A 25742-nucleotide genomic window follows, 5' to 3' on the forward strand; every position below is an offset into this window, starting at 1 on the left:
ATAATGTTTCGCTTTTTTTATTCTTAAAATCTCCTTAAAAAAAGGTTAGTATTGAATCGAAAAAGAAAGTAATTAAGTATTTTTGTGCCTCTCATTAAGACCCTTAAAATGGATAAAAAAATTTTCTCTTTTCTTTTCTCAACACGTTTAATGGCTGTTTTGTTTATTGTCTTTGCAGCTGCTATGGCAGCAGGAACTTTTATAGAAGATGCTTACAATACAGATACAGCGAGAATTTTAGTATATAATGCATGGTGGTTCGAGGTAATCATGGTGTTTTTCATGATTAACTTTTTCGGAAACATTAAGCGTTATCAATTGTATAAAAAAGAAAAATGGGCCACTCTCGTTTTGCATTTATCGTTCATTCTAATATTGTTAGGTGCTTTTATTACTCGTTACATCAGTTACGAAGGCATGATGCCTATTAGAGAAGGAGCTACTGAAAATCAATTTTATTCCGATAGAGCTTTTCTTACTATGTACGTAGATGGTAACTACAAAGGTGAAATGATGCGAAAAACCATCGAAAAGCCATTGTTGTTGTCTGCTGCTGTTGATAATCATTTTGTAGACAAGCATGAGTTTAGCGAAATTCCATTTCAAGTAGAGTTGGTTGACTTTATCATGGGAGCCAAAGAAGTGATTAAGCCGGATCCTAACGGTGTTTTATATCTAAAAATGGTTGAATCCGGTGATGGTCAACGTCATGAGCATTACATCAAAGAAGGAGAGGTACAAAGTATACACAACATTCTTTTTGCTTTAAACAAGTACACTCAAGGAGCAATAAATATTACAATCAATGAAAATGGTTCTACTATAGAAACACCTTTCGATGGTGATTTTATGCGTATGGCTGATCAGTTTAAAGGTAATGTTACTAAAAATACCAAATCAGAGTTAATGTATAGATCTCTGTACAATGTAGCCGGAAGTCAGTTTGTATTCCCTGAAGCTGCAATAAAAGGAGTGAAAGAATACAAATCTAATGGAGATTATAAAAACAAAGAAACGGATGATGCTTTGGTGTTGAAAATTTCAAACCAGAATCAAGAAAAAACTATAACTATTTTAGGCTCTAAAGGAAAGGTAAGTGAACCACAAGCTTTCAAATTGGGCGATCTTGAATATACCGTTATTTTTGGAAGTAAAGTATATGAACTTCCTTTCAAGGTTAAATTAAACAAATTTATAGCCTCTAAAAATCCTGGAACCGAGAAAAGTTATTCTGCTTTCGAAAGTCAAGTGACTATAGTAGATAAAAAATCTTTTGATGCTCGAATTTACATGAATAATGTATTGGATTATCAAGGATACAGATTTTTTCAAGCGGGTTTCGATCCAGATGAAAAAGGGACAAAATTATCTGTAAGTCATGATTTTTGGGGAACTTGGATTACTTACATTGGTTATTTTTTATTGTATTTGGGTATGATGGCTATTTTATTTACTAAACATTCGCGTTTTGGAGAATTGAAAGAGAAATTAGATAAGGTTCGTCTTAAAAAAGCTTCATTACTGATTATTACATTATTATTCTCACTAGGTGGTTTTGCACAACATAGTGCTCACAAGCATAATACGGTAACAGAAAAACAAATTGATTCGTTATTACATAAATTCTTAGTGCCGGAGGAACAGGCTGAAAAATTCGGACGATTGGTTATTCAGGATGAAGGAGGACGAATGAAGCCTGTCAATACTTTTTCTTCAGAATTGTTAAGAAAAGTAAGTAAGAGTGATACGTATAAGGATATGAACGCCGATCAGGTCTTTTTGTCTATTACACAATTCCCTCAGGTATGGTATGAAGTGCCTATTATTTTCTTGAAAAGAGGTAACGATAGTATTCGAAAAATAATTGGTGTTGATCAAGATGCTGAGTACGCTAAAATGATTGATTTCTTTGATGAAAAAGGAAATTACAAATTGTCTTCTTATGCAGACAAGGCATACAGAGCTGCTGTCCCTAATCAGTTTGAAAAAGATTTTATCGATGCAGATAAAAAAGTAAATTTATTGTATTCTGCATTAAGCGGACAAATTCTGAAAATATTCCCAAAACCGTATGATAAAAACAACAAATGGGTGAGTTATTTAGAATTGAATGAACCAACAAATACGGCTTTAGATACGGTTAGAAATGTTTTACCTTTTTATCTAAATTCTCTAGACAAAGCTTCGTTTTCTAAAGATTACAAATTGGCTAATAGTTTGTTGCAAGGACTAGAAAACTATCAGAAAAAATACGGTTACGAAGTTCGTCCATCGGATGAGAAAATAAATATGGAGATACTCTATAATAAATATGATGTATTTAAGAAATTGTTTTCATGGTATTTGTATGCCGGTTTGCTCATGTTTTTGTTTGTGATTATTAATATTTTCAATACAAAAAAATGGGTTGGAATTTCAGTAAATGTTTTTCATGCGATCATCGGTATTTTATTTCTTTTACACACAGCAGGATTAATTACTCGTTGGTATATTTCCGGATATGCTCCTTGGAGTAACGCTTATGAATCAATGATATACGTAGGTTGGTCGATTATGTTTTTTGGATTGGCTTTTGGAAGAAAATCAAAATTAACAGTGGCTTCTACGGCTTTTGTGGCGGCTATGATCTTAATGGTTGCACATTGGAATTGGATGGATCCATCTATTGGAAATTTACAACCGGTATTAAATTCTTATTGGTTAATGATTCACGTAGCAGTAATTGTAGCGAGTTACGGTCCTTTTGCATTGGGCGCTATTTTAGGTTTGGTAGCAATGATTTTAATGTTGTTTAGAACAAAAACCAATATGAAAATAATGGATTTGAACATTAAAGAAATTACCTATATCAACGAAATGGCTTTAACGGTTGGATTAGTAATGTTAACCATTGGAAACTTTTTGGGAGGACAATGGGCGAATGAAAGTTGGGGACGTTATTGGGGATGGGATCCAAAAGAAACATGGGCTTTAATAAGTATTATGGTTTATGCTTTTGTAATTCACATGCGTTTTGTACCAGCATTAAGAGGAAAACTTTTCTACAATTTCATGAGTGTTTTAGCTTTTGCCTCTATTATAATGACATACTTTGGAGTTAATTTCCATTTAAGTGGTTTGCATTCCTATGCGTCTGGTGAGCGTCAAAATGTGACTATTTACATTTATATTCTTACAGGATACCTATTATTTTCAGCACTAGTATTTTGGGTTAATAAAAGAAATGAAAAACAATTAAAATAATAATTTATGAGACAAGCATTTGTTATTGTATTAGGCTTATTTCTTTTGAGTTGTATGCAACAAAAAAGTAATGTAAAAGTGCCAGTAGATTCATCGGAAAACGAACAGGTTCAAAATAGTATAACTATGGAAAAACAAACTATTTATCAGTTTAAAGTTAAAGACATTTCAGGGAATGAATTTGACTTGGCTTCTTTAAAAGGAAAAAAAGTAATGATCGTGAATACAGCTTCAGAGTGTGGGTTAACACCTCAATACGAGCAGTTACAAGAAGTTTACGATCAATATAAAGCAAAAAACTTTGTGATTGTTGGTTTTCCTGCGAATAATTTTGGAGCACAAGAACCAGGATCAAATGAACAAATTGCAACTTTTTGTAAAAAGAATTTTGGAGTAACCTTTCCAATGATGGAAAAAATCTCAGTAAAAGGAGATGACATGCATCCTTTGTATCAATTTTTGACACAAAAAGCCAAAAATGGTCTTGAGGATAATGAAGTACAATGGAATTTTCAAAAATACCTAATCAACACCAAGGGAGAATTAGAAAAAGTAGTAAGTCCAAGAACGCTACCGAATGATCCTTCCATCATTGATTGGATAAAAGCTTAAAAAAATAATGCGCTATGGAAATAGCGCATTTATTTTTTGCCATAAAACGTCATCAAAGTCGGAAAGCGCCAAATTTACTTTATCGGCAGCATCTCCCATACGTATTACGACCATTTTTTTACTAGGGACAACATATATTTTTTGATCATTTTTTCCTAAAGCCATAAACATGTCGTTAGGACCAGAAGGAATGATACTTCCGTTAAACTGCAGTTGACTTCCCGGTAAATGATAACTGGCTTTACCATTTAACCACCATAAATAACCGTATCCAAGATTGATGTTTTGTGATGTTGAGGTTGCTTCATTAAAAAAAGTTTCATTTAAGATTTGTTCGCCATTCCATTTTCCTTTGTTTAAGGCCAAAAGTCCAAAACGCGCCATACTTCTGGTGTTACTCCAATAAATTCTAAGTCCATCATTAGTATTAACCCAGAAACCGTTAGTACTCATTCCAATTTTATCACGCAATTTGGTGTTAAAATAAGTATTCCAAGTTTGTCCAGTTGCTTCTGTGACCACATCTTGAAGTTTTACATAAACATTGTCATAAGCCCATCGCGTTCCGGCATCAGCTTTGTAAATTAAATTTGCAGGATCTACTAAATCAGCATTATATTCATCGTCTAAACCAGAGCTCATACTAAGTAAATGTTTACAAGTAATAAGATCTTCCTTAGCTGCGGTTTCACTGGTCCATCCCGTTCCTAAATAGGTGGAAACCTTATGGTTAATATTTAGTTTTCCTTCCTGTTGTGCTATACCGGTTAGTGTTGCGGTAAGTGTTTTTCCAGCACTGGCCCAATACCATACAGAATTAGCGTCATGACCATTGAAGTATTCTTCCATTACAATTCTCCCATTGACTAGGATGATAAATGATTTGGTGTTTTTTTGAATCAAATAATCTTTCAGTGGTTGCACCGCGTTTTGATTCCATCCTAAGGAAGTCATCGATTGAGTTTCCCAAGTAGTGCCTGTCAAAGGCGGATAATACATTTTTTCTGTTACTGTCGGGGTTGTTGTTTCATCAGAACTACATCCCGAAAATCCAAGTAGGCAAAAACTCAAAAAATAAAATAGTTTCATTTGGTTTCGTTTAGTTATTTCAAATTTAGACGATAATTTTTTAAAAAGGTTTAATTGAATATGCTAATTTTACGATATGAAAAAAAGTATAGTTCTATTAGCAGTATTTACAATAGTATCATGTGCTGAAAAAGTAGATATTCAGCATATAGATAAAATCAAAGGTTATTGGCAAATCACTAAGGTTGAAACGGCCGAAGGAGAAAAGAAGGAGTATCCTGTAAATGAAAATTACGAATATTTTGATATTCAAAATAAAGTTGGTTTTCATAAAAAAGTACGTTGGCAACCGATGGGCACTTTTTTAGTAGATGATTTACAGGAAAAGATGGTCGCTTCTGTCAAAGAAGAGGAAGTAGTTTTAGATTTTTCTTCTGAATTTGGTAAACATACCGAAAAAGTAATTGAGCTAACCGATAGTACTTTGGTCTTAGAGTCGGAAGCAGGTGCCGATTTTTATTACAAAAAAGTAAATGTAAACGCATTACCTAATTATGGCAAAAAGGCTGAGTAACGAAAGTTCGATAGGGGATATTTTAAAAGAAATTATTGAAGTCAATAAGCTGGATAAAGGCTTAAATCAGATTTCTGTAGCCGATGCTTGGAAAACCCTCATGGGTAACGGTGTTAATAATTATACCCGAAATGTATTGCTTAAAAGGTCTACTTTGTATGTAGAGCTTACCTCGTCTGTTTTAAGAGAGGAACTCAGTTACGGAAAAGATAAGATTATTAAAATGATTAATGAAGAATTGGGTAGAGAAGTAGTAAAAGAAGTCGTTCTAAAATAAAAAAAATGCTCCTGAATTATAGGAGCATTTTTCATTAATCAATTAAAATTTAAAATTGAGCCGTTTCTGTAGAATCTTTCATAGCTACTGTTGAAGCAGTTCCTGCGGTTACCGCATTTTGAACTTCGTCGAAATAAGATGTTCCTACAAAATTTTGATGTTTCACAGCTCGGAATCCTTCAGCTTGCAAAGCGAATTCTTTTTGTTGTAATTCAGAATAACCAGCCATTCCTCTGCGTTTGTATGCTAAAGCTAGTTCAAACATAGACGTATTTAAAGCGTGGAATCCAGCTAGTGTGATAAATTGAAACTTATATCCTAATTTGGCTAAATCTTCTCTGAATGTTTCCATTTCAGTTACCGATAATTTTGCCGCCCAATTAAAAGAAGGCGAGCAGTTGTAAGCCAATAATTTTCCTGGAAATTTAGCGTGAATTGCTTCGGCAAATTTTCTAGCTTCGTTAATATCTGGAGTTGAAGTTTCCAACCAAATTAAATCTGCGTAAGGTGCGTAGGATAATCCACGGCTGATTCCTTGTTCAAGACCCGCTTTCACATAAAAAAATCCTTCGGCAGTTCTTTCTCCTGTAATAAATTCTCGATCTCTTTCATCGATATCACTAGTTAATAAATTGGCCGCATCGGCATCCGTACGCGCTACAATCAATGTTGGAACTCCCATTGTGTCAGCTGCCAATCGAGCAGCGATAAGTTTATTGATTGCTTCTTGAGTTGGAACCAATACTTTTCCTCCCAAATGGCCACATTTTTTGGCTGATGACAACTGATCTTCAAAGTGAACTCCAGCGGCCCCGGCTTCGATCATACCTTTCATTAATTCAAAAGCATTCAAATTCCCTCCAAAACCAGCTTCGGCATCGGCAACAATAGGAACCAAATAATCTTTTTTGTTTTCTACTCTGTTCACCGACTGAATTTGATCGGCTCGTAATAAGGCATTGTTAATGCGTTTTACTACTTGAGGAACGCTATTGGCTGGATATAAGGATTGATCGGGGTACATCTCACCGGCTAAATTAGCATCGGCTGCTACTTGCCAACCGCTTAAATATATGGCTTCTAAACCAGCTTCCACCTCTTGAATGGCTTGATTACCAGTTAAAGCTCCTAGTCCCGCTACCCAATCTTGAGAATTTAGTTTTTTCCAAAGTATTTCGGCCCCGCGACGTGCTACAGAGTATTCAATTTGATACGATCCTTGTAATTCAACTACTTTTTCTGCGGTATAAGGTCTTTCAATACCTTTCCATCGCGGGTTGGTTGTCCAATCTGTAACTAATTGTTGAATTCTTTCTTCAGTTTTCATAATTTTGTGATGCTTTAAATAGTTATTGATAATTATTTGAATTTATTAAACTGTTGAATGTTGCCGCATTCAGCAGTTTTTTGTTTTAAATATATTCGTAAGCGGTTGTAGTTAGGAAATCGTCTAGCTCTTTTTTAACAGACATTTCGGTAAATAACTTTGCTGCTAAATTAAATTTGCCATGATCGTAACGTTCTGTTCCTACATATTCTTTAATTTTTAGTAATTCTTCCTGAACTAATTGTTTTAAAAGTTCAGTATCAAAGATTTTTCCATCATCGATGGTGACCTTTTTTTGCAACCATAACCAAATTTGCGCTCTTGAAATTTCAGCCGTAGCAGCATCTTCCATCAAGTGATATAAAGCAGCAGCTCCAACTCCCATAAGCCAAGATTCGATATAAAGAATCCCTACATTAATATTTTTTCGAATTCCATTCAGGGTAATCTCTCCTTTAGGCATGGCTAACAATTGGTCTTCAGTGATGGTTAATTCGCTTCGTTTGATATGCATCTGATTTTTCGTCAACATATTTTCATTAAAGACTTTCATAGCCAATGGAACTAAAGCGGGATGTGCTACCCATGTACCATCATGTCCGTTTTTTACCTCTCGTTCTTTGTCTTCAATTACTTTTTTGAATGCCATTCCATTAGCGGTTTCGTCATTTTTTATCGGAATTTGAGCCGCCATACCTCCAATAGCCAGAATATTGCGTTTGTGGCAAACCTGAATAACTCTAAGTGAATAAGCACTCATGAAAGGACTAGTCATGGTAATTTGATCTCTGTCAGGAACTATGAAATCTTTATGGCTTTTTAGTTTTTTGATGTAAGAGAAAATATAATCCCATCGACCACAATTTAAGCCTGCGATATGTTCTTTTAGCTCGTAAATAATTTCATCCAACTGAAAACTTGCTGTAATAGTTTCTATCAGAACCGTAGCTTTAATGCTTCCTTGAGGTACCTTTAAATAATCTTGACTAAATACAAAAACTTCATTCCACCAACGAGCTTCTTCATAATGTTCTAGTTTGGGCAAATAAAAATATGGTCCCAATCCTTGCGCTAGTTGATTTTGAGCATTATGAAATAAAAACAAACCAAAATCTACTAAGGAAGCCGATGTTCTTTGACCATTAATTTTGATATTTTTTTCTTCCAGGTGTAATCCGCGTGGTCTTACCAATAGGACAGCGGTGTTTTCATTCAATTGATATTTCTTTCCGTTTTGTTCTAAGACAATGTTTTTGTTCACGGCATCTTTCAGATTTTGTTGTCCTTCCATTAGATTATTCCAAGTAGGGGAACAGCTGTCCTCAAAATCTGCCATAAATGTTTTAGCGCCAGAATTCAATGCGTTAATTACCATTTTGCGATCTACTGGCCCTGTAATTTCAACTCTTCGATCTAATAAAGGCTCTGGTATCGTTGCCGCTACCCAGTTCGACTCTCGGATTTCTTTTGTGCTTTTTGGAAAAACTGGACTTCCACCAGATTCAAATAGCGTTTGTTGGGTTGCTCTTTTCTTTAAGAGTTCAATTCTTTTAGCATTGAATTTATGATGGAGTGCTTCTAAAAAAGTAACAGCTTCTTCGGTCAGGATTGCAGCATGCTTTTCCCAATCTTTTATTTGTGTTTTTTGATTCGTTAAAATTTCCATGGTGAAATACTATTTATTTGCGAACAAACATATAAAATATTTTTTTACAAAACAAGCGAACGTTCGCAAAAAAAATAAAAATTCCAAAATCAAACGAATTTTCTATCTTTGTAAAGGTTAGTTAATTCGTCCTGATGATAGAAGAAGAATATATACGATTAATTTTTGGTCTTAAACTAAAGCAAATGAGAACAGATAAAAATCTGTCCCTATTTGGTTTGGCAAAAATTACGGGTTTGTCGAAATCGTATTTAAACGAGATCGAAAAAGGAAAAAAATACCCGAAGCGCGATAAGATTTTACTATTGGCTGAAGCGTTGGAAACCAATTATGATAATTTGGTTTCGCTGAAATTGGATAAAAATTTGGCGCCAATTGGAGAAATTCTACAATCGAACATTCTTAAAGAAATTCCGCTTGATCTTTTTGGGATCAAAGAAAGTGATCTAATCGACATTATTGCCGAAGCACCTTTAAAAGTCAATGCCTTTATCAGTACTATTTTTGAAATTGCAAAACATTATAATTTAACCAAAGAAAGTTTCTTTTTGGCAGCTTTACGATCTTATCAAGAAGCGAACAACAATTTCTTTGAAGATATTGAAAATCAGGTTGAAAAATTTGCAAAAGCCTATTCTATCGATCTTTCCAAGCGTCTTTCGGTAAAGGAATTGGAAGAAATATTAACAGAAGAATACGGTTATGTAATCAATAACGAAGAATTATCTGAGCATAAGGAATTAATCAATCTGCGTTCAGTATTTGTCCCTACTTCCAAAACGCTTTTGGTTTCTTCTGAGACAGATGAATCACAGCGTTTGTTTATCTATGCCAAGGAAATTGCTTATAATTATCTCGACATTACCGACCGTTTGTATACTTTTTCTTGGATTAAGTTTGAGCGATTCGATCAGGTTTTGAATAATTTTTTAGCGTCTTATTTTGCCGGAGCCTTATTGATTCCAAGAAAATCATTGGTCGAAAATTTAAAAGTTTTTTTCGAAAAACCAACATTCGATCCTATTGCTTTTCAGAAATTAATTGCTTCCTACACGGATTCACCTGAAACGTTTTACCAACGATTAACGAATATTTTACCCAAAGATTTTAATATCAAAAATCTATTTTTTCTCAGATTTGGGTACAAACCGGAGCGCGATGATATTAAGCTAACAAAAGAGTTGCATATTACCAATCTGCTGGAACCTCATGCCAATGAGAGTAACGAGCATTATTGTCGAAGATGGATTTCTTTACAAACCATCAAAGAAATCCCGAATACGGACAAGGAACATTTGTTCGATGCTCAGGTTTCTTTTTATGAACATAGTGGTGTAGAATATTTTACAATCTCGTCGGCAACTAAAGATCCGTTTAGAAAGGGATATTATCGCAGTATTGGTTTTGGTATCATGATTACGCCTAATTCTTCTTCTAAAATTGCTTTTCTAAAAGAGGAATCCATTAAAAAACGTCAAGTAGGAGTGACTTGTGAATCGTGCCGAATTACGGATTGCAAGGAAAGGGTAGCGCCACCCAAAACAGTCGAGCGAAAGTTACGTTTTGCTCAGACCGATGAGGTAGTAAGCCATATTTTTGAAAAATATAAGTAATAAAAAAATCCGTCAAGTGATACACTGACGGATTTTTTATGTTTAAAATACTCGGTTTTATTGTCGAGTACTATTGCTGAGATTCAATTAGAACATTTCTCTTCCAGCAAAGTGGAAAGCACCTTCGATAGCAGCATTTTCATCAGAATCAGATCCGTGAACTGCATTTTCTCCAATAGAAGTAGCGTATTTTTTACGGATAGTACCCTCAGCAGCTTCTGCAGGATTTGTAGCACCAATTAATGTACGGAAATCTTCAACAGCATTGTCTTTTTCTAAGATAGCTGCTACAATCGGACCTCTTGACATAAATTCTACTAATTCACCGTAAAAAGGTCTTTCAGCGTGAACAGCGTAAAATTTCTGAGCATCAGCTACTGTCAATTGAGTTAATTTCATAGAAACGATTCTGAAACCACCTTCAGTAATCATATTCAAAATCCCACCGATGTGTCCTTTTTCAACTGCATCCGGTTTGATCATAGTAAAAGTTCTATTACCTGCCATTTTGTTTATTTTTAATTTGGGTGCAAAAGTACAATTTTAGTTTCAATCTCTTACTGTTTGCAATTTTATTTTTTTGCAGCACAACAACTTTGTCTTCTCGAAAGTTTCTTCCCGCTGTCCGCGCTACACGGTAGCTAGCTTCCATCGGGGCTGTAGCGAAGTGTGTAGTTACAAAGTAATAATAGTAAAATCTTGTTCTAACGGTTTTAAAACCTCTATTAATTGGTTAATAAAGCGGTCACCATATTCTTTGTATAATACTGAAAAATTAAGTTGTCGCTCCTGTAATCCTCCATTGGGAAACAATTCGTTTTGAATAGCAAAAATACGATCCAACTTGTCGCGATGAATTCTTTTCTCGGCTTTCAATAACCTTTTTTCAAGGTTTTCTAATCCTTTAAGTTGTTTTACTTCTTGTGCTTTAACCGCTCCTATAAACGAAGGGTCGGTTTTAGCGGCTATGGCATGTAGTTGTTCAAACTGTTGTTTTAAATTTTCTTTTTGTTGCGAAAAATCTATAACGAATTGAGAAAACTCTATAGTTTTTTTGTTTTCAAGCTTTTGTTGAGTCATGAATAAATCCTCCCAACTCAATTGCAGTTGATCTGCTTTTTTGGCCTGTTTTTCACTACTTACCAAAACAGAATTTCTCAATAAAAGCATCGGGAAAGTTATTTTAAAAGCATCGAACATTTTTTTTAGTTCAAGCCAGTAAGCAATTTCTCCACCACCACCTACATAACAAAGGTTAGGAAGAATGATTTCCTGATACAAAGGTCTCAAGATTACGTTGGGACTGAACTTTTCAGGATGGTTTTTCAGTTCCGAAAGTATTTCATCTTGCGTAAATTCAAGAATTGTATTGTTGATTTTGAATTTTCCTTTCTCTATAATAATTCGTTCTCGCAGGTTATCTTCAATATAAAAAAGATTCAGTTCTCTGGGATTAACTTGCGCCTCATAATTTGAAAAGTGCTTAAGGGTTTCAGAAACTTGCTGATACGAAACCTGCTCCTGTAATTCTCTGCTTACGTAGGGCGCAAACAATTGTTTTAATTTTTGGTCATCGCCATCTAGAATAACTAAACCGTACTCTTTGAAAATTTCATTGACTAAATAACGTGTAGCCTCGGTTAAGTTTTCGTGTTCTAAATAGGCTTTTTGGAACCAATTTTTCAATTGTTTAGCATTGTCATTTGTCCCAATCAATTCCGAAAATTCCTCAAAAAGGTTTTGCAACCCTTCTGTGGTTAATCTTCCTACAGGACCAGAAGCTTGTCTATTCCAACTTAATTTTTTGTCGAAAATTTTAAAATGATTAATCTCTTCAAAATCATGATCTTCTGTAGCCATCCAATAAACCGGAACAAAATTAAATTCGGGATATTCGGATTTTAATTGCTTACACAAATTAATCACAGAAACAATTTTGTAGATAAAATACAACGGACCAGTAAATAAATTCAACTGATGCCCTGTTGTTATCGTAAAAGTATTGGCTAATCGTAGCGATTCAATATTTTCGGTTGTGCTTTCAGAAAGAGAAATATTTTTGTTTTGTTGCAAAAGACTTTCCACTAAAACAGCTCTGTTTTCAATTGGAAAATTGTTTTGTTTTTCTTCGATCTGAGCCAGAAAATTATCAAGTGTGGGAAAGCGATAGTATAGAGACTGTAATTCGTGTTTTTGATTCAAATAATCAACAATAAGTTTTGAAAAATATCCTGAATTTTGATAGTTGATACAGTCGCTTGGCATTGGTTTTTATTTTTTGCTAAATTAACAAAAATAAAGGTAGTTAAAATTGGTTTAACAAGCCATTATGATTTTCGTATTTTAGGCTTACTTTTGTATTTTAAATACTCTGTTTTGAAAGACATCCTACTTATTACACCGCCTTTTACACAACTGAATACTCCGTATCCGGCGACAGCTTATTTAAAAGGTTTTTTAAATACTAAATCTATTGCTTCTTTTCAAATGGATTTAGGAATTGAAGTCATTCTGGAGCTATTTTCTTCGAAAGGTTTGAATGCAATCTTTGATTTTGTTGAGTCAAATTTTACTTCTCAAACTGAATCCAACTTTGAGGTTTCTGAAAACTCTCAAAGGATTTTAGCACTTAAAACAGAGTATACCAAGACTATAGATGGTGTGATAGCTTTTTTACAAGGAAACAATCCAACTCTTGCGCGTCAGATTTGTTCGGGCAATTTTCTGCCTGAAGCTTCACGTTTTGCCCATCTCGATGATTTGGATTGGGCTTTTGGTTCAATGGGGATGCAAGATAAAGCAAAGCATTTGGCCACTTTGTATTTAGAGGATTTATCTGATTTCATTGTAGAATGTGTAGATGATAATTTTGGGTTTAGTCGTTATGCGGAACGCTTAGGACGAAGTGCAAATTCTTTTGATGAATTGTATGAATTTCTGCAGAATGCCCCAACATACATTGATAATATTACTCTTCGAAATTTGAAGGATAAATTAGATGAGAAACACCATAAGTTAATTTGTCTTTCAGTTCCTTTTCCGGGAAATCTTTACAGTGCTTTTCGTTGTGCTCAATTTGTTAAGACACATTATCCTGAGGTTAAGATAGCAATGGGAGGTGGTTTTCCTAATACGGAATTACGCGAACTAAAAGATAAAAGAGTCTTTGAGTTTTTTGATTTTATTACTCTTGACGATGGTGAATTGCCAATTGAATTATTGTACGATTCAGTTTGTCATTCCGACGAAGGAGGAATCCAATCCATCGAATTTAAACGGACTTTTTTACTTGAGAATGATGAGGTAGTTTATAAAAACAATACATCACGTGCCGATTACAAACAAAGCGAAGTAGGTACACCGGATTATTCTGATTTGTTGTTGAATCAATATATTTCGGTCATTGAAATTGCCAATCCAATGCATAGTCTTTGGAGTGATGGTCGTTGGAATAAGCTTACGATGGCTCATGGCTGTTATTGGGGAAAATGTACATTTTGCGATATTTCATTGGATTATATCAAAGTATATGAACCTATCCATGCCAAAATTTTGGTGGATAGAATGGAAGAACTTATCGCACAAACGGGAGAAAATGGATTTCATTTTGTAGATGAAGCGGCACCTCCGGCTTTAATGCGCGAAGTGGCTTTGGAGATTCTTCGTAGAAATTTAGTGGTGACGTGGTGGACTAATATTCGTTTCGAGAAAAGTTTTACATTAGATTTATGCGTGTTGCTAAAAACTTCAGGCTGTATTGCTGTTTCGGGAGGATTAGAAGTTGCTTCGGATCGTTTATTAGAACTTATTAAAAAAGGTGTAACGGTAGAGCAAGTAGCTAAAGTAACCAAGAACTTCACTGATTCAGGAATCATGGTTCATGCTTATCTGATGTATGGCTATCCGACTCAAACCATTCAAGAGACTATCGATAGTTTAGAAATGGTTCGTCAAATGTTCGAATTGGGCATTCTACAGTCGGGATTTTGGCATCAGTTTGCGATGACTGCCCATAGTCCGGTGGGAATGAACCCTGAACAATTTGGAGTGGTTCCACAATTAAATGAAATTACGTTTGCCAATAACGATGTCCAATTTAAAGACAAAACAGGAATCAACCACGATAAATTCAGTTTCGGGTTAAAAAAATCTCTTTTCAATTTTATGCACGGGATTTGTTTTGACTATCCTCTGCAAGATTGGTTTGATTTTAAGATTCCAAACACTAAAATTCATCCTGATTTTATTTACAATTGTTTACAAGAAGAGCAACTGCTGACTGTAAAACCAAATGCGAAAGTGGTATGGATTGGTGGAAAACCTACTGTGACTCATTTTACTAAGTCTAAAAAAGGTAAATCATGGGAAATGTTACAATTTACTTTTTACGATAAAAAGGATACTTTAAGTGTTTCAATCGAAAAAGACAAAGGAGAATGGCTTCTTCAAATTTTAGACGATATTTCTGTTTATAAAGAAAAGAAATGGACTTTCAATGATTTAAAAATTTCGTACGAAACTCATGGACTAGAGGATTTTGAATTATTTTGGTTTTCTAAGCCTATCCATCTTCTTAGAAGTTCTCTTTTATTGACTTTGTAAGATTAATAGTAAGTCTAAATCGTTATTGCTGTTTTTTTTTGATAGATAGTAAAAAATATACTAAGTTTATGATTCCCAAATTATAACCTTAAAGAAATTAACCTCAAATCTATGACAAAAATCAACAGATTGTCTATATATTCCAAGTTGTTGTTGTTGATTTTTTTCTCCACTACATCCTTTATTCTGTTATTCCTATATCTTTTTTATTACACACTCAAACAAGAGAAGGAAGTCTATACAATGACTCAAAAACAGTTGAACGATGAGGTTAATTCATTAATGAAATTAAACTCGGAATCTCATTATTCTACTCTAATAGACGTTACTTATTGGGATGCTTTGGTTGATTTTACCCAAACAAAAGATCAAAAATGGTTCGATAAGCATGTGGGAAATATTATCAATATGTATTTTGTTGAATACATTGGGATTTATGATTTGCAAGGCAATGAGATTGGAAAAAAATACAAACCAGAATTAAAACATCCTATTCGTTTTATAAACAAACCATTGCTGAATTATGTTTATCAAAAAAGAACTACTAAATTTTATGTAAAATTGCCCGAAGGTTATGCGGAGGTTTTTATGGCGACAATACATCCGGGTAACGATCCCACAAAAATGAAATCTAAGCCATCAGGTTTTTTCGTCATGGCTAGATTACTGAATCAGGAGTATATTAATCGATTAGAAGAAATTAGTACTTCGAAAGTTTCGTTTTCATATCTAGAAAAGGAAAAACTTTTTTATGATAATTTCATCAAAGGAATCTATACTTTAAAATCTTGGAATGGAGAAAAGATAGGGGTTTTGGCGTTTGAGCGTAAATTCTTTGTGAACTTTAAAGCCACCGAAAGAATTTTAGCCATAATTTTAATTTTCTTTATTTTATTTCTAATTGTCTATGTTTTTTTTCTGAGAAGATGGGTTTCTACTCCTTTGTATCTTATCACTCAGATTTTGGAAGCCGGGAACAAAAAAGCCATAAAGCGATTAAAATCATCACCTGGTGAGTTCAGTAAAATTGGTAATTTATTCGAAGAAACTTTTTCGCAGCGAAAACAATTAGAAAAAGCAAAAGCAAAAGCAGAGGAAAGCGATCAGTTAAAAACAGCCTTCTTAACCAATTTGTCGCATGAAATCAGAACTCCGATGAATGCCATTATTGGTTTTTCTGAACTTTTAAAAGAAAACGGTTTAGAAGAAAGTGAAAAACAGAATTACATAAAAATCATCAATAAAAGTGGAGTCAATTTGGTTTCAATTATCGATGATCTTATCGAAATGTCTAAAATCGATGCCAATCAAATTAGACCTAATATTTCTAGTGTAGATTTAGAATCTTGTATGCAGGAATTATACAAGTCGATTGCGATTACGATTTCAAAAGATAAAAACATTGATTTTAAGTGGATTGAAGCTAATCCTCCAATAACTTCGAAAGTGTTGTTGGATGAAACCAAGTTCAAGCAAATATTAACCAATCTTCTCACCAATGCTATTAAGTTTACTAATCAAGGATTTGTTGAATTTGGTTATCATTTAAATAGTGAAAAATTGCAAATAGATTTTTTTGTGAGAGATTCAGGGTTAGGAATTGCTCAAGATCATCAGCCTTTTATTTTTGATAGATTTCGAAGAGTTGATAATGATTATTCCATAAAAGAAGGAGGATTGGGACTTGGCTTAGCGATCACTAAAGCGTATGTGCAACTTTTAGACGGTACAATAGAACTAGAATCAGAATTAGACCAAGGTTCGCTGTTTACATTTAGTATTCCATTGGTCTATGCGACTGAGAGTACGGATACCGGTAAAGTATCGGAAGATTCAAAAGACCATCCAATAGATAAATCGATTACGGTTTTAGTTGCAGAGGATGACAATATTAACTACCTATTAATTGAAAACCTTTTGATTAGAAAAGACTTTAATGTCATAAGAGCTAAAGACGGAATAGAAGCGGTTGAATTGTATCAAAAGTATCCACAAATCGATTTGGTTTTAATGGATATTAAGATGCCTAGAATGGGAGGGTATGAAGCATTTGAGAAAATAAAAGAAATAAATGCAGAATTACCCATTATAGCTCAAACAGCATTTTCATCTTCTGAAGAAATTGAAAAAATTAATACTTTCGGATTTAGCGGATATATTACAAAGCCTATCGATAAGGCGACATTATACGATTTAATATCTGAAATACTCAAACATTACTGAAGGAATAAAAATACCCCAAAGAGTGTTTGACTTTTGGGGTATAATTTGATTTAGAATGACTATTTTATTTATATAGCATTATACTGGTTCTCCGTACAAGTCAAATTCTGTAGCATCAAAGATTTTGATATTGGCAAATTCTCCTATTTTAAGATAATGTTGAGCAGCATCAATTAGTACTTCGTTATCCACATCCGGACTATCAAATTCTGTTCTTCCAATAAAATAAGGCCCTTCTTTTCTGTCAATAATACACTTGAATGTTTCTCCTATTTTTTCCTGATTCAAATCCCATGAAATTTGAGCCTGAATCTCCATGATTTCATTCGCGCGGGCTTGTTTTACTTCTTCAGGAACATCATCTTCTAAAGTATAAGCATGGGTGTTTTCTTCGTGCGAATACGCAAAACAGCCCAAACGTTCAAAACGCATTTCAGTAACCCAGTTTTTAAGAATCTGAAAATCTTCTTCTGTTTCTCCAGGATAGCCAACGATTAAAGTGGTTCGGATAGCCATTCCTGGTACTGCCGCACGAAAATCTTTTAATAATTGTGTGGTTTTTTCATAAGTGGTACCGCGACGCATCGATTTTAGAATGTTGTCCGATATATGCTGTAATGGAATATCGATGTAATTACAAATTTTTGGTTCCTTTTTCATTAATTCCAATACGTCCATAGGGAAACCGGTAGGGAAGGCATAGTGAAGTCGAATCCATTCGATACCTTCTATTTTTACCAAGTTTTCTAATAATTCCGCTAGATTTCTTTTTTTGTACAGATCTAATCCGTAATAAGTTAAATCTTGAGCAATTAAGATCAGTTCTTTTACGCCGTTAGCTGCTAAACCTTCTGCTTCTTTAACCAATTTTTCAATAGGCTGAGAAACATGTTTTCCTCTCATGATAGGAATCGCACAAAAGCTACATGGTCTGTCACAACCTTCGGCAATTTTTAAGTAAGCATAATTTTTAGGAGTAGTGGTTAAACGTTCTCCCAATAATTCATGTTTGTAATCTGCACCAAGCGCTTTTAGCAATAAAGGTAAATCAGTAGTGCCAAAATATTGGTCAACGTTAGGAATTTCTGCTTCTAAATCAGGGCGGTATCTTTCTGATAAACACCCCGTAACAAAAACCTTATCAACTATCCCTTGTTCTTTTTTGTCTACGTATTCTAAAATCGTATTAACCGACTCTTCTTTGGCATTATTAATAAAACCACATGTGTTAATCACAACAATATTTCCTTCTTCTTCGTGGGCAACATCTTTACCACTGGCTTTCAATTGTCCCATTAACACTTCACTGTCATAGACATTTTTAGAACAACCTAATGTGATGACATTAATTTTATTTTTCTTTAACGATTTGGTTCTCATTGTTTTAATTTAGGATTGCAAAATTACAATATTTATTTTAAGTGGCGAAACATTTAAGAATAGAACCCCCGAGAATAGGAATAAAAAAGAGGCTGTCCTTTTGAGACAGCCTTCTTGTAATATTAAATTTGAAATAGATTATAATTCAAATGAAAGCGATACGGTAACATTATTGTTTTTTAGTGTGCTGTTAGCTCGATCTGTCAAACCGGTTGAAAACATCTGGTAGCCATAATCTCTTTTGGAAGTAGCATAGGCTAAGTCTAATTTAGTACCTCCAAAGTTATATCCAATACCGCCCGAATATCCTTTTAGGTCGCCCATTAAAGCCTCATTTTTGTAAGGACTGGACTCGTAACGGAAACCACCTCGCAAACTCCATTTCTCAATTTTATATTCTCCTCCAATTCTTAATTCGTTTGAAGTAGTAAATAAATCTTCGATTAGCATATTGCCATCTCTATAATCACTTTTTGGTTTTAAACGCATCGTGCTGTAATCTTTTGAACTAAAGTCAACGCTTAAAAATCCTTGTTTATCAAAGATATAAGCTGCACTTGCAGTTAGTTTTCCTGGAGTTTGAATGGTATAAGGTTCAAAAACCATTACAATACCCGGTTCAACTCTGTCTACAGGTAATTCTCCAGTGTTATTACCACTAACGGCTGCAACTCTTTGAATCAATTCGTCGGTTAATTTATGCCAAGTTGGTGATTCATAAGTAGCTCCTACTCTAAATTGATCGTCTAATTTTAAGATTGCTCCAATTTGAAAAGAGAATCCATTTCCGTAAGTATGCAAGTCATTATCAAAGTAAATTCTCTTTACATAGGTATCTGTAGTGGTATTGTTGTCATTGCTTTCGAAAAAACTAGAGTATTTTGTGTAGTCTGAGAAATGAGAGTTTAAGTTGATACCGATCATCAATTTGTCCTGATAGTTAGCTGCAGCATTGAAAGACAATTTACCATTATAACCAGTGGTTTCAGCAGAATATTGATGGGTAAAATTCCCTGGTAACACCGCTGAAGTATATTGATTTATATTTGGGTTGTCGTAATTTCCTGGATCAGTATCTAACGGGATTGGATCTATTATGTAGGCATTGTAACCTAAATACGCTTGTTGTTCGTTAAAATATAATTCGTCGAAATAATAATTCTGCAAATTACCTAGTTGTACTGAGTTAGTATAGGCATTCCCGTTGGCATAAGCTAGGAAATATTTGTCAATCGAATTGCTCGGATTTATTCCTGAAATATAGATAGAACTATCAAAATTATTTTGATTTTCGTAATTCAAAGACAAAGCAAATTTTTTCCAATCACTATGGTTGTTGTTTTCAAATACGAAAACACCTCCAGCTTGATTCAAATCAAAAGAATTGTATGAATCACTATTGCGGGAGCCAAAGTAATTGTTATTGTTTTTAGAAGCGTAATTACTCAAGGTAAATGCTACCTGATTATTTTTGAAAATTACGGAACCGGCAGGATTGATGCTTACAGCAGATAAATCGCCTCCCAATGCTCCAAAAGCACCACTTAGTGCTCTAAAGCGAGCAGTTCCCAGCGGTTCTGTTTGAGAATAACGTAAAGCGTCATTTATATCTTGTGCTTGAATGGCAGAAGTTCCTAAAATAATACTTAAAATAGAAATATATTTTTTCATGAGAGTAATGTTTATTTGTCAAAAACCTTAATTGGTACTTTCGGTAAAGTTAAAGGTTATCCTCTTCGTCCACCGCCACTTCGTCCACCGGAGAAACCTCCTCCGCTGTTATAATTTCCTCCCGAAGATCTTGGAGCGTCGTAACTTCTTGTAGAATTGCTTCTTGGCGCATCGTAGCTTCTATTAGAGTTGCTTCTCGGAGCGTCATAATTTCTTGGTGAAGTACTTCTTTGTCTAGGATTTTCGTTAGTGTTAGTTCTCGAAGGAGTAGTTTCATTATTTCTTCTTGGAGAATTAAAATTCGTTCTTGGACTTGAAAAAGTTCTATTGCTGTTAAAGTTTGTTCTTCTATTGGATTCATACGAACGTCGACCGGTATAATTTCTGTCGTTTGAATATCGATCTCCATAAATCACATTTCTTCTTCCTCCGTTGTGGCTATAATTTCTTCCATAGTAGTGGTTGCCATACCAATTATTGTAGTAACCTCCGTAGTAACTATATCCGTACCAACCACCCCAGTAAGAAGGGCCGTAATAAGCGCTATATCCCCAGAAAGGATCGTACCAATAAGAATTCCATCCCCAATAACTTCTCCAAGGACGGTAACCCCAATAATAATTATTCCAACCCCAGTTGTTTTCGTAAATATTAATAGTCGTTTGGGTTGTGTTTTCACCCCAAGCCGCATAATTTTGTCTTTCGACTGAAGTGGTATCCGTATTGCTTGAATAGTTTTCAATATCAGTGAAAATATCAGAATTTTCTATACCGTAGTTATTGGCATTATTAGCGAAAAATTCCTTGTATTTTTTATTAGAGTCGTCAGTCTGATTTTGTTGAGTTTCTGTGTTGGTCTGTGTGACAACCTCTCTTTTACTACTGCCGTAAATACCATCATTGTCGTAATAAGAAACATTCTGGTACGAACCACAAGAACTTACTATCAAACCTAATAAACCAACAACAGATTTGATAAGGGTATTGTTTGAAGAGGAGAATTTTAGTTTCATATCTTTAAAATTTATTGTTGGACAACTCAAAAATAGTTAGTTTTGTCGAATAATTATAATATTTAACATTGCACAATATTTGTGCCAAACTATTCAATATGAGCAAGAACTTAACTAAGCGTGCAGAAGATTACTCGAAATGGTATAATGAACTGGTTGTTAAAGCGGATTTAGCGGAGAATTCAGGTGTTAGAGGATGTATGGTGATCAAGCCCTATGGGTATGCTATTTGGGAAAAAATGCAAGCAGAGTTGGATAGAATGTTTAAAGAAACAGGACATAGCAATGCCTATTTCCCGTTGTTTGTTCCTAAAAGTATGTTCGAAGCCGAAGAAAAAAATGCGGAAGGCTTTGCAAAAGAGTGTGCTATTGTGACGCATTATCGCTTAAAAACAGACGAATCGAAACCAGGTAAATTAATGGTAGATCCTAATGCAAAATTGGAAGAGGAATTAATCGTTCGTCCTACCAGTGAAGCAATCATTTGGAGTACTTATAAAAATTGGGTTCAGTCTTACAGAGATTTACCTTTATTAATTAATCAATGGGCTAATGTGGTTCGTTGGGAAATGCGCACCCGTTTATTCTTGCGTACGGCTGAATTTTTGTGGCAAGAAGGGCATACAGCGCATGCAACAAAACAAGAAGCTTTGGCGGAAACAGTTCAGATGATGAATGTTTATGCCGATTTTGCAGAAAACTTCATGGCTATTCCGGTAGTTAAAGGGGTTAAAACGGAAACAGAACGTTTTGCTGGTGCTGATGAGACATATTGTATCGAGGCTTTAATGCAAGATGGAAAAGCATTGCAGGCGGGAACTTCACATTTCTTAGGACAAAATTTTGCAAAAGCATTTGATGTTAAATTTGCGAGTCAGGAAGGAAAACAAGAATATGTGTGGGGAACGTCATGGGGGGTGTCAACTCGATTGATGGGAGCTCTAATTATGACTCATTCGGATGATTTAGGATTGGTGTTGCCTCCGAATGTTGCGCCAATACAAGTGGTAATTGTGCCTATCTTTAGATCGGATGAAGAATTGGATAAAATTTCAGCTGTAGCTAATGAACTTCAAGCGAAATTCAGAAAATTAGGAATATCGGTTAAGTTTGACAATAGAACGACTCAAAAACCAGGTTTTAAATTTGCTGAATGGGAATTAAAAGGTGTTCCAGTTAGAATTGCTATAGGTCCTAAAGATTTAGAAAACGGAACTTTTGAAGTAGCTCGTCGTGACAATTTGACTAAAGAAGTTGTAAGTGCTGAAGGAGTAACAACTTATATTGCTGAATTATTAGAGCAAATTCAACAAAATTTATTTGCAAAAGCATTAGATTACAGAAATACTTATATTACTGAAGTAGATAATTTTGAAGACTTCAAAGAAGTATTAGATGGTAAAGGAGGTTTTGTATCGGCACATTGGGACGGTACTACAGAAACCGAAGAGAAAATTAAAGAGTTAACGAAAGCTACTATACGTTGTATACCTTTAGATAGAAAAGAGGAAGAAGGTGTTTGTGTTTTTTCAGGAAAGCCATCAAATGGAAGAGTCTTATTTGCAAAGGCTTACTAAAAAAATGTAAAAAAAGACTAAAAAAAATTGCAAGTGCTATTGCAGAAATAAAAAATGTGTGTATCTTTGCACTCGCAATACGAAAATGAGCTGATTAATTCAGAAACAGAGTACGAAATGGCCCGTTCGTCTATCGGTTAGGACGCCAGGTTTTCATCCTGGTAAGAAGGGTTCGATTCCCTTACGGGCTACAATTTTTGAAATATTGAAATTTAAAGGCTAGATGGCCCGTTCGTCTATCGGTTAGGACGCCAGGTTTTCATCCTGGTAAGAAGGGTTCGATTCCCTTACGGGCTACAAAATTAGTTGTAAATAAGTTTTATAAAATAAAGCTTAGTGTCTCAAGTCTTTGTTTTATTAGTTAAAACCAAAGTGATTGCGTAAGTAATTGTGGGAGGTTTTTCTTTTTTAACTAGTAGTTTATAATAATTATTACAATTAAAAAATAAGAAAATGGCAAATCATAAGTCAGCTCTAAAAAGAATTAGAAGTAACGAGAAAAAAAGAGTATTAAACAGATATCAGCACAAAACTACACGTAATGCTATCAAAGCAATTCGTTTAGCTACTGATAAAGCTGAAGCTGCTGCTAAATTATCTGGTGTTATTTCTATGATCGACAAATTAGCTAAGAAAAATATCATACACGATAATAAAGCTTCAAACTTAAAGTCTAAATTGACAAGACACGTAGCTGCTTTATAATTCTGTTAGTGTTCAAAAATTTACTCAAAAGCTCTGCATTTGCAGGGCTTTTTTGTTTTGTATTCAAATGTTTTAGCAATAAATATTGCTAATTTCTTTAGCTTGAAATAAGAAAGTTTCAGTTTTGCTAACTACTAGGAATAAATAAGTTATCATCACAAATTACCTCAATTTTAAATTTGAATCTTCTTTAAACGTATTTTTTATAATTCAAAATCATAACTGTAATAGGTTTATTTTTTTAATTGTGAGTAAAATGAATCGAGTAGGAGGTTTATTGATAAAAAGGATAATTTGCTAAGCTTTTTGTTATGTCTTAATTGTTAAGGAATTACGACTATTATTAAAAAAGTTTTATATGTAAAAAATAATCGTACTTTTGCACCACAAAAAAATACAAATGGAATCTATTAGAAACATTGCAATTATTGCTCACGTTGACCACGGTAAGACTACGTTGGTTGATAAAATCATGTACCACTGTCAGTTATTTCGAGAAAATGAAAACACGGGTGATTTAATTTTAGATAACAACGACTTGGAACGTGAACGCGGTATTACAATTACTTCTAAAAATGTTTCTGTTACTTATAAAGGTACTAAAATTAATATTATTGATACACCGGGACACGCCGATTTTGGTGGAGAAGTAGAGCGTGTATTAAACATGGCTGATGGTGTTTGTCTATTGGTGGATGCTTTTGAAGGTCCAATGCCTCAAACACGTTTCGTATTGCAAAAAGCAATCGATTTAGGATTAAAACCATGTGTGGTAATCAATAAAGTAGATAAAGAAAACTGTACTCCAGAAGAAGTGCATGAAAAAGTTTTCGATTTGATGTTTGAATTAGGGGCTACAGAAGAGCAGTTAGACTTCCCAACAGTTTATGGTTCAGCTAAAAACAACTGGATGTCTGATGATTGGAAAAAACAAACGGAAAACATTGAACCTTTATTAGATATGGTTTTGAATAATGTTCCGTCTCCAAAAGTTTCAGAAGGAACTCCTCAAATGCTAATTACTTCATTAGACTTCTCTTCATTTACAGGTCGTATTGCGATTGGTCGTTTACAAAGAGGTGTTTTAAGAGAAGGAATGAATGTTTCTTTGGTAAAACGTGATGGTACGATCACTAAATCTAAAATTAAAGAATTGCATACTTTTGAAGGTCTTGGACGTAAAAAAGTTGCAGAAGTAGTAGCGGGTGATATTTGTGCGATTGTTGGTTTAGAAGGTTTTGAAATTGGTGATACCGTAGCTGATTTCGAAAATCCGGAAGCTTTAGCAACCATTGCAATTGATGAGCCTACGATGAGTATGTTATTTACTATTAACGATTCTCCTTTCTTTGGTAAAGAAGGAAAATTTGTAACTTCAAGACACATTAAAGACCGTTTAAATAAAGAATTAGAGAAAAACTTAGCATTAAGAGTTCAGGAAACGGATTCGGCAGATAAGTTTATGGTTTTTGGTCGTGGAGTTTTACACTTATCGGTTTTAATCGAAACTATGAGACGTGAAGGATACGAATTACAAATTGGTCAACCACAGGTTATTATCAAAGAAATTGATGGTGTTAAATGTGAACCAGTAGAGGAATTAACAATAGATTTGCCTGAAAATGTTTCTGGTCGTGCGGTAGAGTTTGTTACTGTTCGTAAAGGTGAAATGTTAAGCATGGAGCCTAAAGGAGATCGTATGATTATAAAATTCATCATTCCTTCAAGAGGTATTATCGGTCTGAGAAATCAATTATTAACAGCTACAGCTGGAGAAGCTATTATGGCACACCGTTTCTTAGAATATCAACCATTTAAAGGAGAAATTCCTGGACGTTTGAGTGGTTCATTAATTTCTATGGAAAATGGTAAAGCGATTCCTTATTCAATCGATAAATTACAAGATAGAGGTAAGTTCTTCGTTGATCCAAATGAAGATATTTATGAAGGTCAAGTAATTGGTGAAAATTCACGTGGAGATGATATGGTCGTGAATGTTACTAAAACTAAAAAATTGACTAACGTTCGTTCTTCTGGTGCTGATGATAAAGCGAGAATTGTTCCTGCTATCAAATTCTCTTTAGAAGAAGCATTAGAATATATTCAAAAAGACGAATACGTTGAAGTTACACCGAAATCATTACGTTTACGTAAGATTTATTTAAATGAAAATGACAGAAAACGTAATAAAATAGCGTAATAATGAAATCCAGCGAAAGCTGGATTTTTT

Annotated in this window: 18 protein-coding genes and 2 tRNA genes; 12 read left to right on the top strand and 8 right to left on the bottom strand. The window is 34.2% G+C overall.

Annotated features, from left to right (window positions below; all coding sequences use genetic code 11):
* Positions 1–108: 108 nt before the first annotated feature.
* Entirely contained in the window at positions 109–3243 is a 3135-nt protein-coding gene (gene ccsA / locus NAT50_RS03515) for a cytochrome c biogenesis protein CcsA (protein ID WP_250591560.1), read from the top strand.
* Between the two features lie 6 nt (positions 3244–3249).
* Positions 3250–3855 carry a glutathione peroxidase gene (locus NAT50_RS03520; protein ID WP_250591562.1) on the top strand — a complete coding sequence of 202 codons (606 nt, stop codon included), beginning with the start codon at positions 3250–3252 and terminating at the stop codon, positions 3853–3855.
* 12 nt (positions 3856–3867) lie between these two features.
* Here NAT50_RS03520 and NAT50_RS03525 read toward each other — a convergent pair whose 3' ends face one another.
* Positions 3868–4944, bottom strand: coding sequence for a serine hydrolase domain-containing protein (locus tag NAT50_RS03525; RefSeq protein WP_250591564.1), 1077 nt, complete (start codon positions 4942–4944; stop codon positions 3868–3870).
* 76 nt (positions 4945–5020) lie between these two features.
* Between NAT50_RS03525 and NAT50_RS03530 the strand changes: the two genes are divergently transcribed.
* Together NAT50_RS03530 and NAT50_RS03535 are read left to right on the top strand one after the other, a co-directional pair.
* Positions 5021–5458, top strand: coding sequence for a lipocalin-like domain-containing protein (locus NAT50_RS03530; RefSeq protein ID WP_250591566.1), 438 nt, complete (start codon positions 5021–5023; stop codon positions 5456–5458).
* The gene (locus NAT50_RS03535) at positions 5439–5735 is read left to right on the top strand and encodes a DUF721 domain-containing protein (protein ID WP_250591568.1); all 297 of its coding nucleotides are present in this window, start codon (positions 5439–5441) and stop codon (positions 5733–5735) included. The genes NAT50_RS03530 and NAT50_RS03535 overlap by 20 nt, the downstream gene beginning before the upstream one ends.
* A gap of 49 nt (positions 5736–5784) precedes the next feature.
* Here NAT50_RS03535 and aceA read toward each other — a convergent pair whose 3' ends face one another.
* Complete coding sequence (aceA, locus tag NAT50_RS03540) at positions 5785–7062, bottom strand: isocitrate lyase (RefSeq protein WP_250591570.1); 1278 nt, start codon at positions 7060–7062, stop codon at positions 5785–5787.
* Between the two features lie 85 nt (positions 7063–7147).
* Complete coding sequence (gene aceB / locus NAT50_RS03545; protein WP_250591572.1) at positions 7148–8728, bottom strand: malate synthase A; 1581 nt, start codon at positions 8726–8728, stop codon at positions 7148–7150.
* 134 nt (positions 8729–8862) lie between these two features.
* On the opposite strand from aceB, the gene NAT50_RS03550 reads away from it, so the two are divergent.
* Complete coding sequence (locus NAT50_RS03550) at positions 8863–10341, top strand: helix-turn-helix domain-containing protein (protein WP_262918579.1); 1479 nt, start codon at positions 8863–8865, stop codon at positions 10339–10341.
* An 87-nt stretch (positions 10342–10428) separates the two neighbouring features.
* Here NAT50_RS03550 and NAT50_RS03555 read toward each other — a convergent pair whose 3' ends face one another.
* Together NAT50_RS03555 and bshC are read right to left on the bottom strand one after the other, a co-directional pair.
* The gene (locus NAT50_RS03555; RefSeq protein ID WP_063744076.1) at positions 10429–10848 is read right to left on the bottom strand and encodes a nucleoside-diphosphate kinase; all 420 of its coding nucleotides are present in this window, start codon (positions 10846–10848) and stop codon (positions 10429–10431) included.
* A 168-nt stretch (positions 10849–11016) separates the two neighbouring features.
* Positions 11017–12606 (bottom strand): bacillithiol biosynthesis cysteine-adding enzyme BshC, encoded by a 1590-nt coding sequence (bshC, locus tag NAT50_RS03560; RefSeq protein ID WP_250591576.1) that lies wholly within the window; start codon positions 12604–12606, stop codon positions 11017–11019.
* 111 nt (positions 12607–12717) lie between these two features.
* Here bshC and NAT50_RS03565 point away from each other — a divergent pair, with 111 nt between their 5' ends.
* Together NAT50_RS03565 and NAT50_RS03570 are read left to right on the top strand one after the other, a co-directional pair.
* Positions 12718–14943 carry a B12-binding domain-containing radical SAM protein gene (locus NAT50_RS03565; protein ID WP_250591578.1) on the top strand — a complete coding sequence of 742 codons (2226 nt, stop codon included), beginning with the start codon at positions 12718–12720 and terminating at the stop codon, positions 14941–14943.
* A 111-nt stretch (positions 14944–15054) separates the two neighbouring features.
* On the top strand, positions 15055–17166 hold the full coding sequence (locus NAT50_RS03570) for a response regulator (RefSeq protein WP_250591580.1): 2112 nt from the start codon (positions 15055–15057) through the stop codon (positions 17164–17166).
* Between the two features lie 78 nt (positions 17167–17244).
* Here the strand turns inward: NAT50_RS03570 and rimO are convergent, their stop codons facing one another.
* The 3 genes from rimO to NAT50_RS03585 all read right to left on the bottom strand — a co-directional run bounded on the left by rimO (position 17245) and on the right by NAT50_RS03585 (position 21230).
* Positions 17245–18546 carry a 30S ribosomal protein S12 methylthiotransferase RimO gene (gene rimO / locus NAT50_RS03575; RefSeq protein ID WP_250591582.1) on the bottom strand — a complete coding sequence of 434 codons (1302 nt, stop codon included), beginning with the start codon at positions 18544–18546 and terminating at the stop codon, positions 17245–17247.
* A gap of 138 nt (positions 18547–18684) precedes the next feature.
* The gene (locus NAT50_RS03580) at positions 18685–20217 is read right to left on the bottom strand and encodes an OmpP1/FadL family transporter (protein WP_250591584.1); all 1533 of its coding nucleotides are present in this window, start codon (positions 20215–20217) and stop codon (positions 18685–18687) included.
* A gap of 56 nt (positions 20218–20273) precedes the next feature.
* Entirely contained in the window at positions 20274–21230 is a 957-nt protein-coding gene (locus NAT50_RS03585) for a hypothetical protein (RefSeq protein ID WP_250591586.1), read from the bottom strand.
* 98 nt (positions 21231–21328) lie between these two features.
* Here NAT50_RS03585 and proS point away from each other — a divergent pair, with 98 nt between their 5' ends.
* From proS to typA, 5 genes are all read left to right on the top strand, one after another.
* Positions 21329–22807, top strand: a complete 1479-nt coding sequence (gene proS / locus NAT50_RS03590; protein WP_250591588.1) for a proline--tRNA ligase — start codon at positions 21329–21331, stop codon at positions 22805–22807.
* 119 nt (positions 22808–22926) lie between these two features.
* Positions 22927–22998 (top strand) — tRNA-Glu (locus NAT50_RS03595).
* Between the two features lie 34 nt (positions 22999–23032).
* A tRNA-Glu gene (locus NAT50_RS03600) sits at positions 23033–23104 on the top strand.
* Positions 23105–23260: 156 nt separating this feature from the next.
* Positions 23261–23512: a 30S ribosomal protein S20 gene (gene rpsT, locus NAT50_RS03605; protein WP_250591590.1), complete on the top strand. Its 252-nt coding sequence runs from the start codon at positions 23261–23263 to the stop codon at positions 23510–23512.
* A gap of 400 nt (positions 23513–23912) precedes the next feature.
* Entirely contained in the window at positions 23913–25712 is a 1800-nt protein-coding gene (gene typA, locus NAT50_RS03610; protein WP_250591592.1) for a translational GTPase TypA, read from the top strand.
* The last annotated feature ends 30 nt before the right edge of the window (positions 25713–25742 follow it).

It is taken from the genome of Flavobacterium luminosum, from assembly GCF_023635005.1.
GTDB lineage: Bacteria > Bacteroidota > Bacteroidia > Flavobacteriales > Flavobacteriaceae > Flavobacterium > Flavobacterium luminosum.

What these genes read in the sequence shown, in the direction of transcription:
- ccsA (WP_250591560.1), top strand. Translation starts at nt 109, where the DNA reads ATGGATAAAAAAATTTTCTCTTTTCTTTTCTCAACACGTTTAATGGCT.
- NAT50_RS03520 (WP_250591562.1), top strand. Translation starts at nt 3,250, where the DNA reads ATGAGACAAGCATTTGTTATTGTATTAGGCTTATTTCTTTTGAGTTGT.
- NAT50_RS03525 (WP_250591564.1), bottom strand. Translation starts at nt 4,944, where the DNA reads ATGAAACTATTTTATTTTTTGAGTTTTTGCCTACTTGGATTTTCGGGA.
- NAT50_RS03530 (WP_250591566.1), top strand. Translation starts at nt 5,021, where the DNA reads ATGAAAAAAAGTATAGTTCTATTAGCAGTATTTACAATAGTATCATGT.
- NAT50_RS03535 (WP_250591568.1), top strand. Translation starts at nt 5,439, where the DNA reads ATGGCAAAAAGGCTGAGTAACGAAAGTTCGATAGGGGATATTTTAAAA.
- aceA (WP_250591570.1), bottom strand. Translation starts at nt 7,062, where the DNA reads ATGAAAACTGAAGAAAGAATTCAACAATTAGTTACAGATTGGACAACC.
- aceB (WP_250591572.1), bottom strand. Translation starts at nt 8,728, where the DNA reads ATGGAAATTTTAACGAATCAAAAAACACAAATAAAAGATTGGGAAAAG.
- NAT50_RS03550 (WP_262918579.1), top strand. Translation starts at nt 8,863, where the DNA reads ATGATAGAAGAAGAATATATACGATTAATTTTTGGTCTTAAACTAAAG.
- NAT50_RS03555 (WP_063744076.1), bottom strand. Translation starts at nt 10,848, where the DNA reads ATGGCAGGTAATAGAACTTTTACTATGATCAAACCGGATGCAGTTGAA.
- bshC (WP_250591576.1), bottom strand. Translation starts at nt 12,606, where the DNA reads ATGCCAAGCGACTGTATCAACTATCAAAATTCAGGATATTTTTCAAAA.
- NAT50_RS03570 (WP_250591580.1), top strand. Translation starts at nt 15,055, where the DNA reads ATGACAAAAATCAACAGATTGTCTATATATTCCAAGTTGTTGTTGTTG.
- rimO (WP_250591582.1), bottom strand. Translation starts at nt 18,546, where the DNA reads ATGAGAACCAAATCGTTAAAGAAAAATAAAATTAATGTCATCACATTA.
- NAT50_RS03580 (WP_250591584.1), bottom strand. Translation starts at nt 20,217, where the DNA reads ATGAAAAAATATATTTCTATTTTAAGTATTATTTTAGGAACTTCTGCC.
- NAT50_RS03585 (WP_250591586.1), bottom strand. Translation starts at nt 21,230, where the DNA reads ATGAAACTAAAATTCTCCTCTTCAAACAATACCCTTATCAAATCTGTT.
- proS (WP_250591588.1), top strand. Translation starts at nt 21,329, where the DNA reads ATGAGCAAGAACTTAACTAAGCGTGCAGAAGATTACTCGAAATGGTAT.
- rpsT (WP_250591590.1), top strand. Translation starts at nt 23,261, where the DNA reads ATGGCAAATCATAAGTCAGCTCTAAAAAGAATTAGAAGTAACGAGAAA.
- typA (WP_250591592.1), top strand. Translation starts at nt 23,913, where the DNA reads ATGGAATCTATTAGAAACATTGCAATTATTGCTCACGTTGACCACGGT.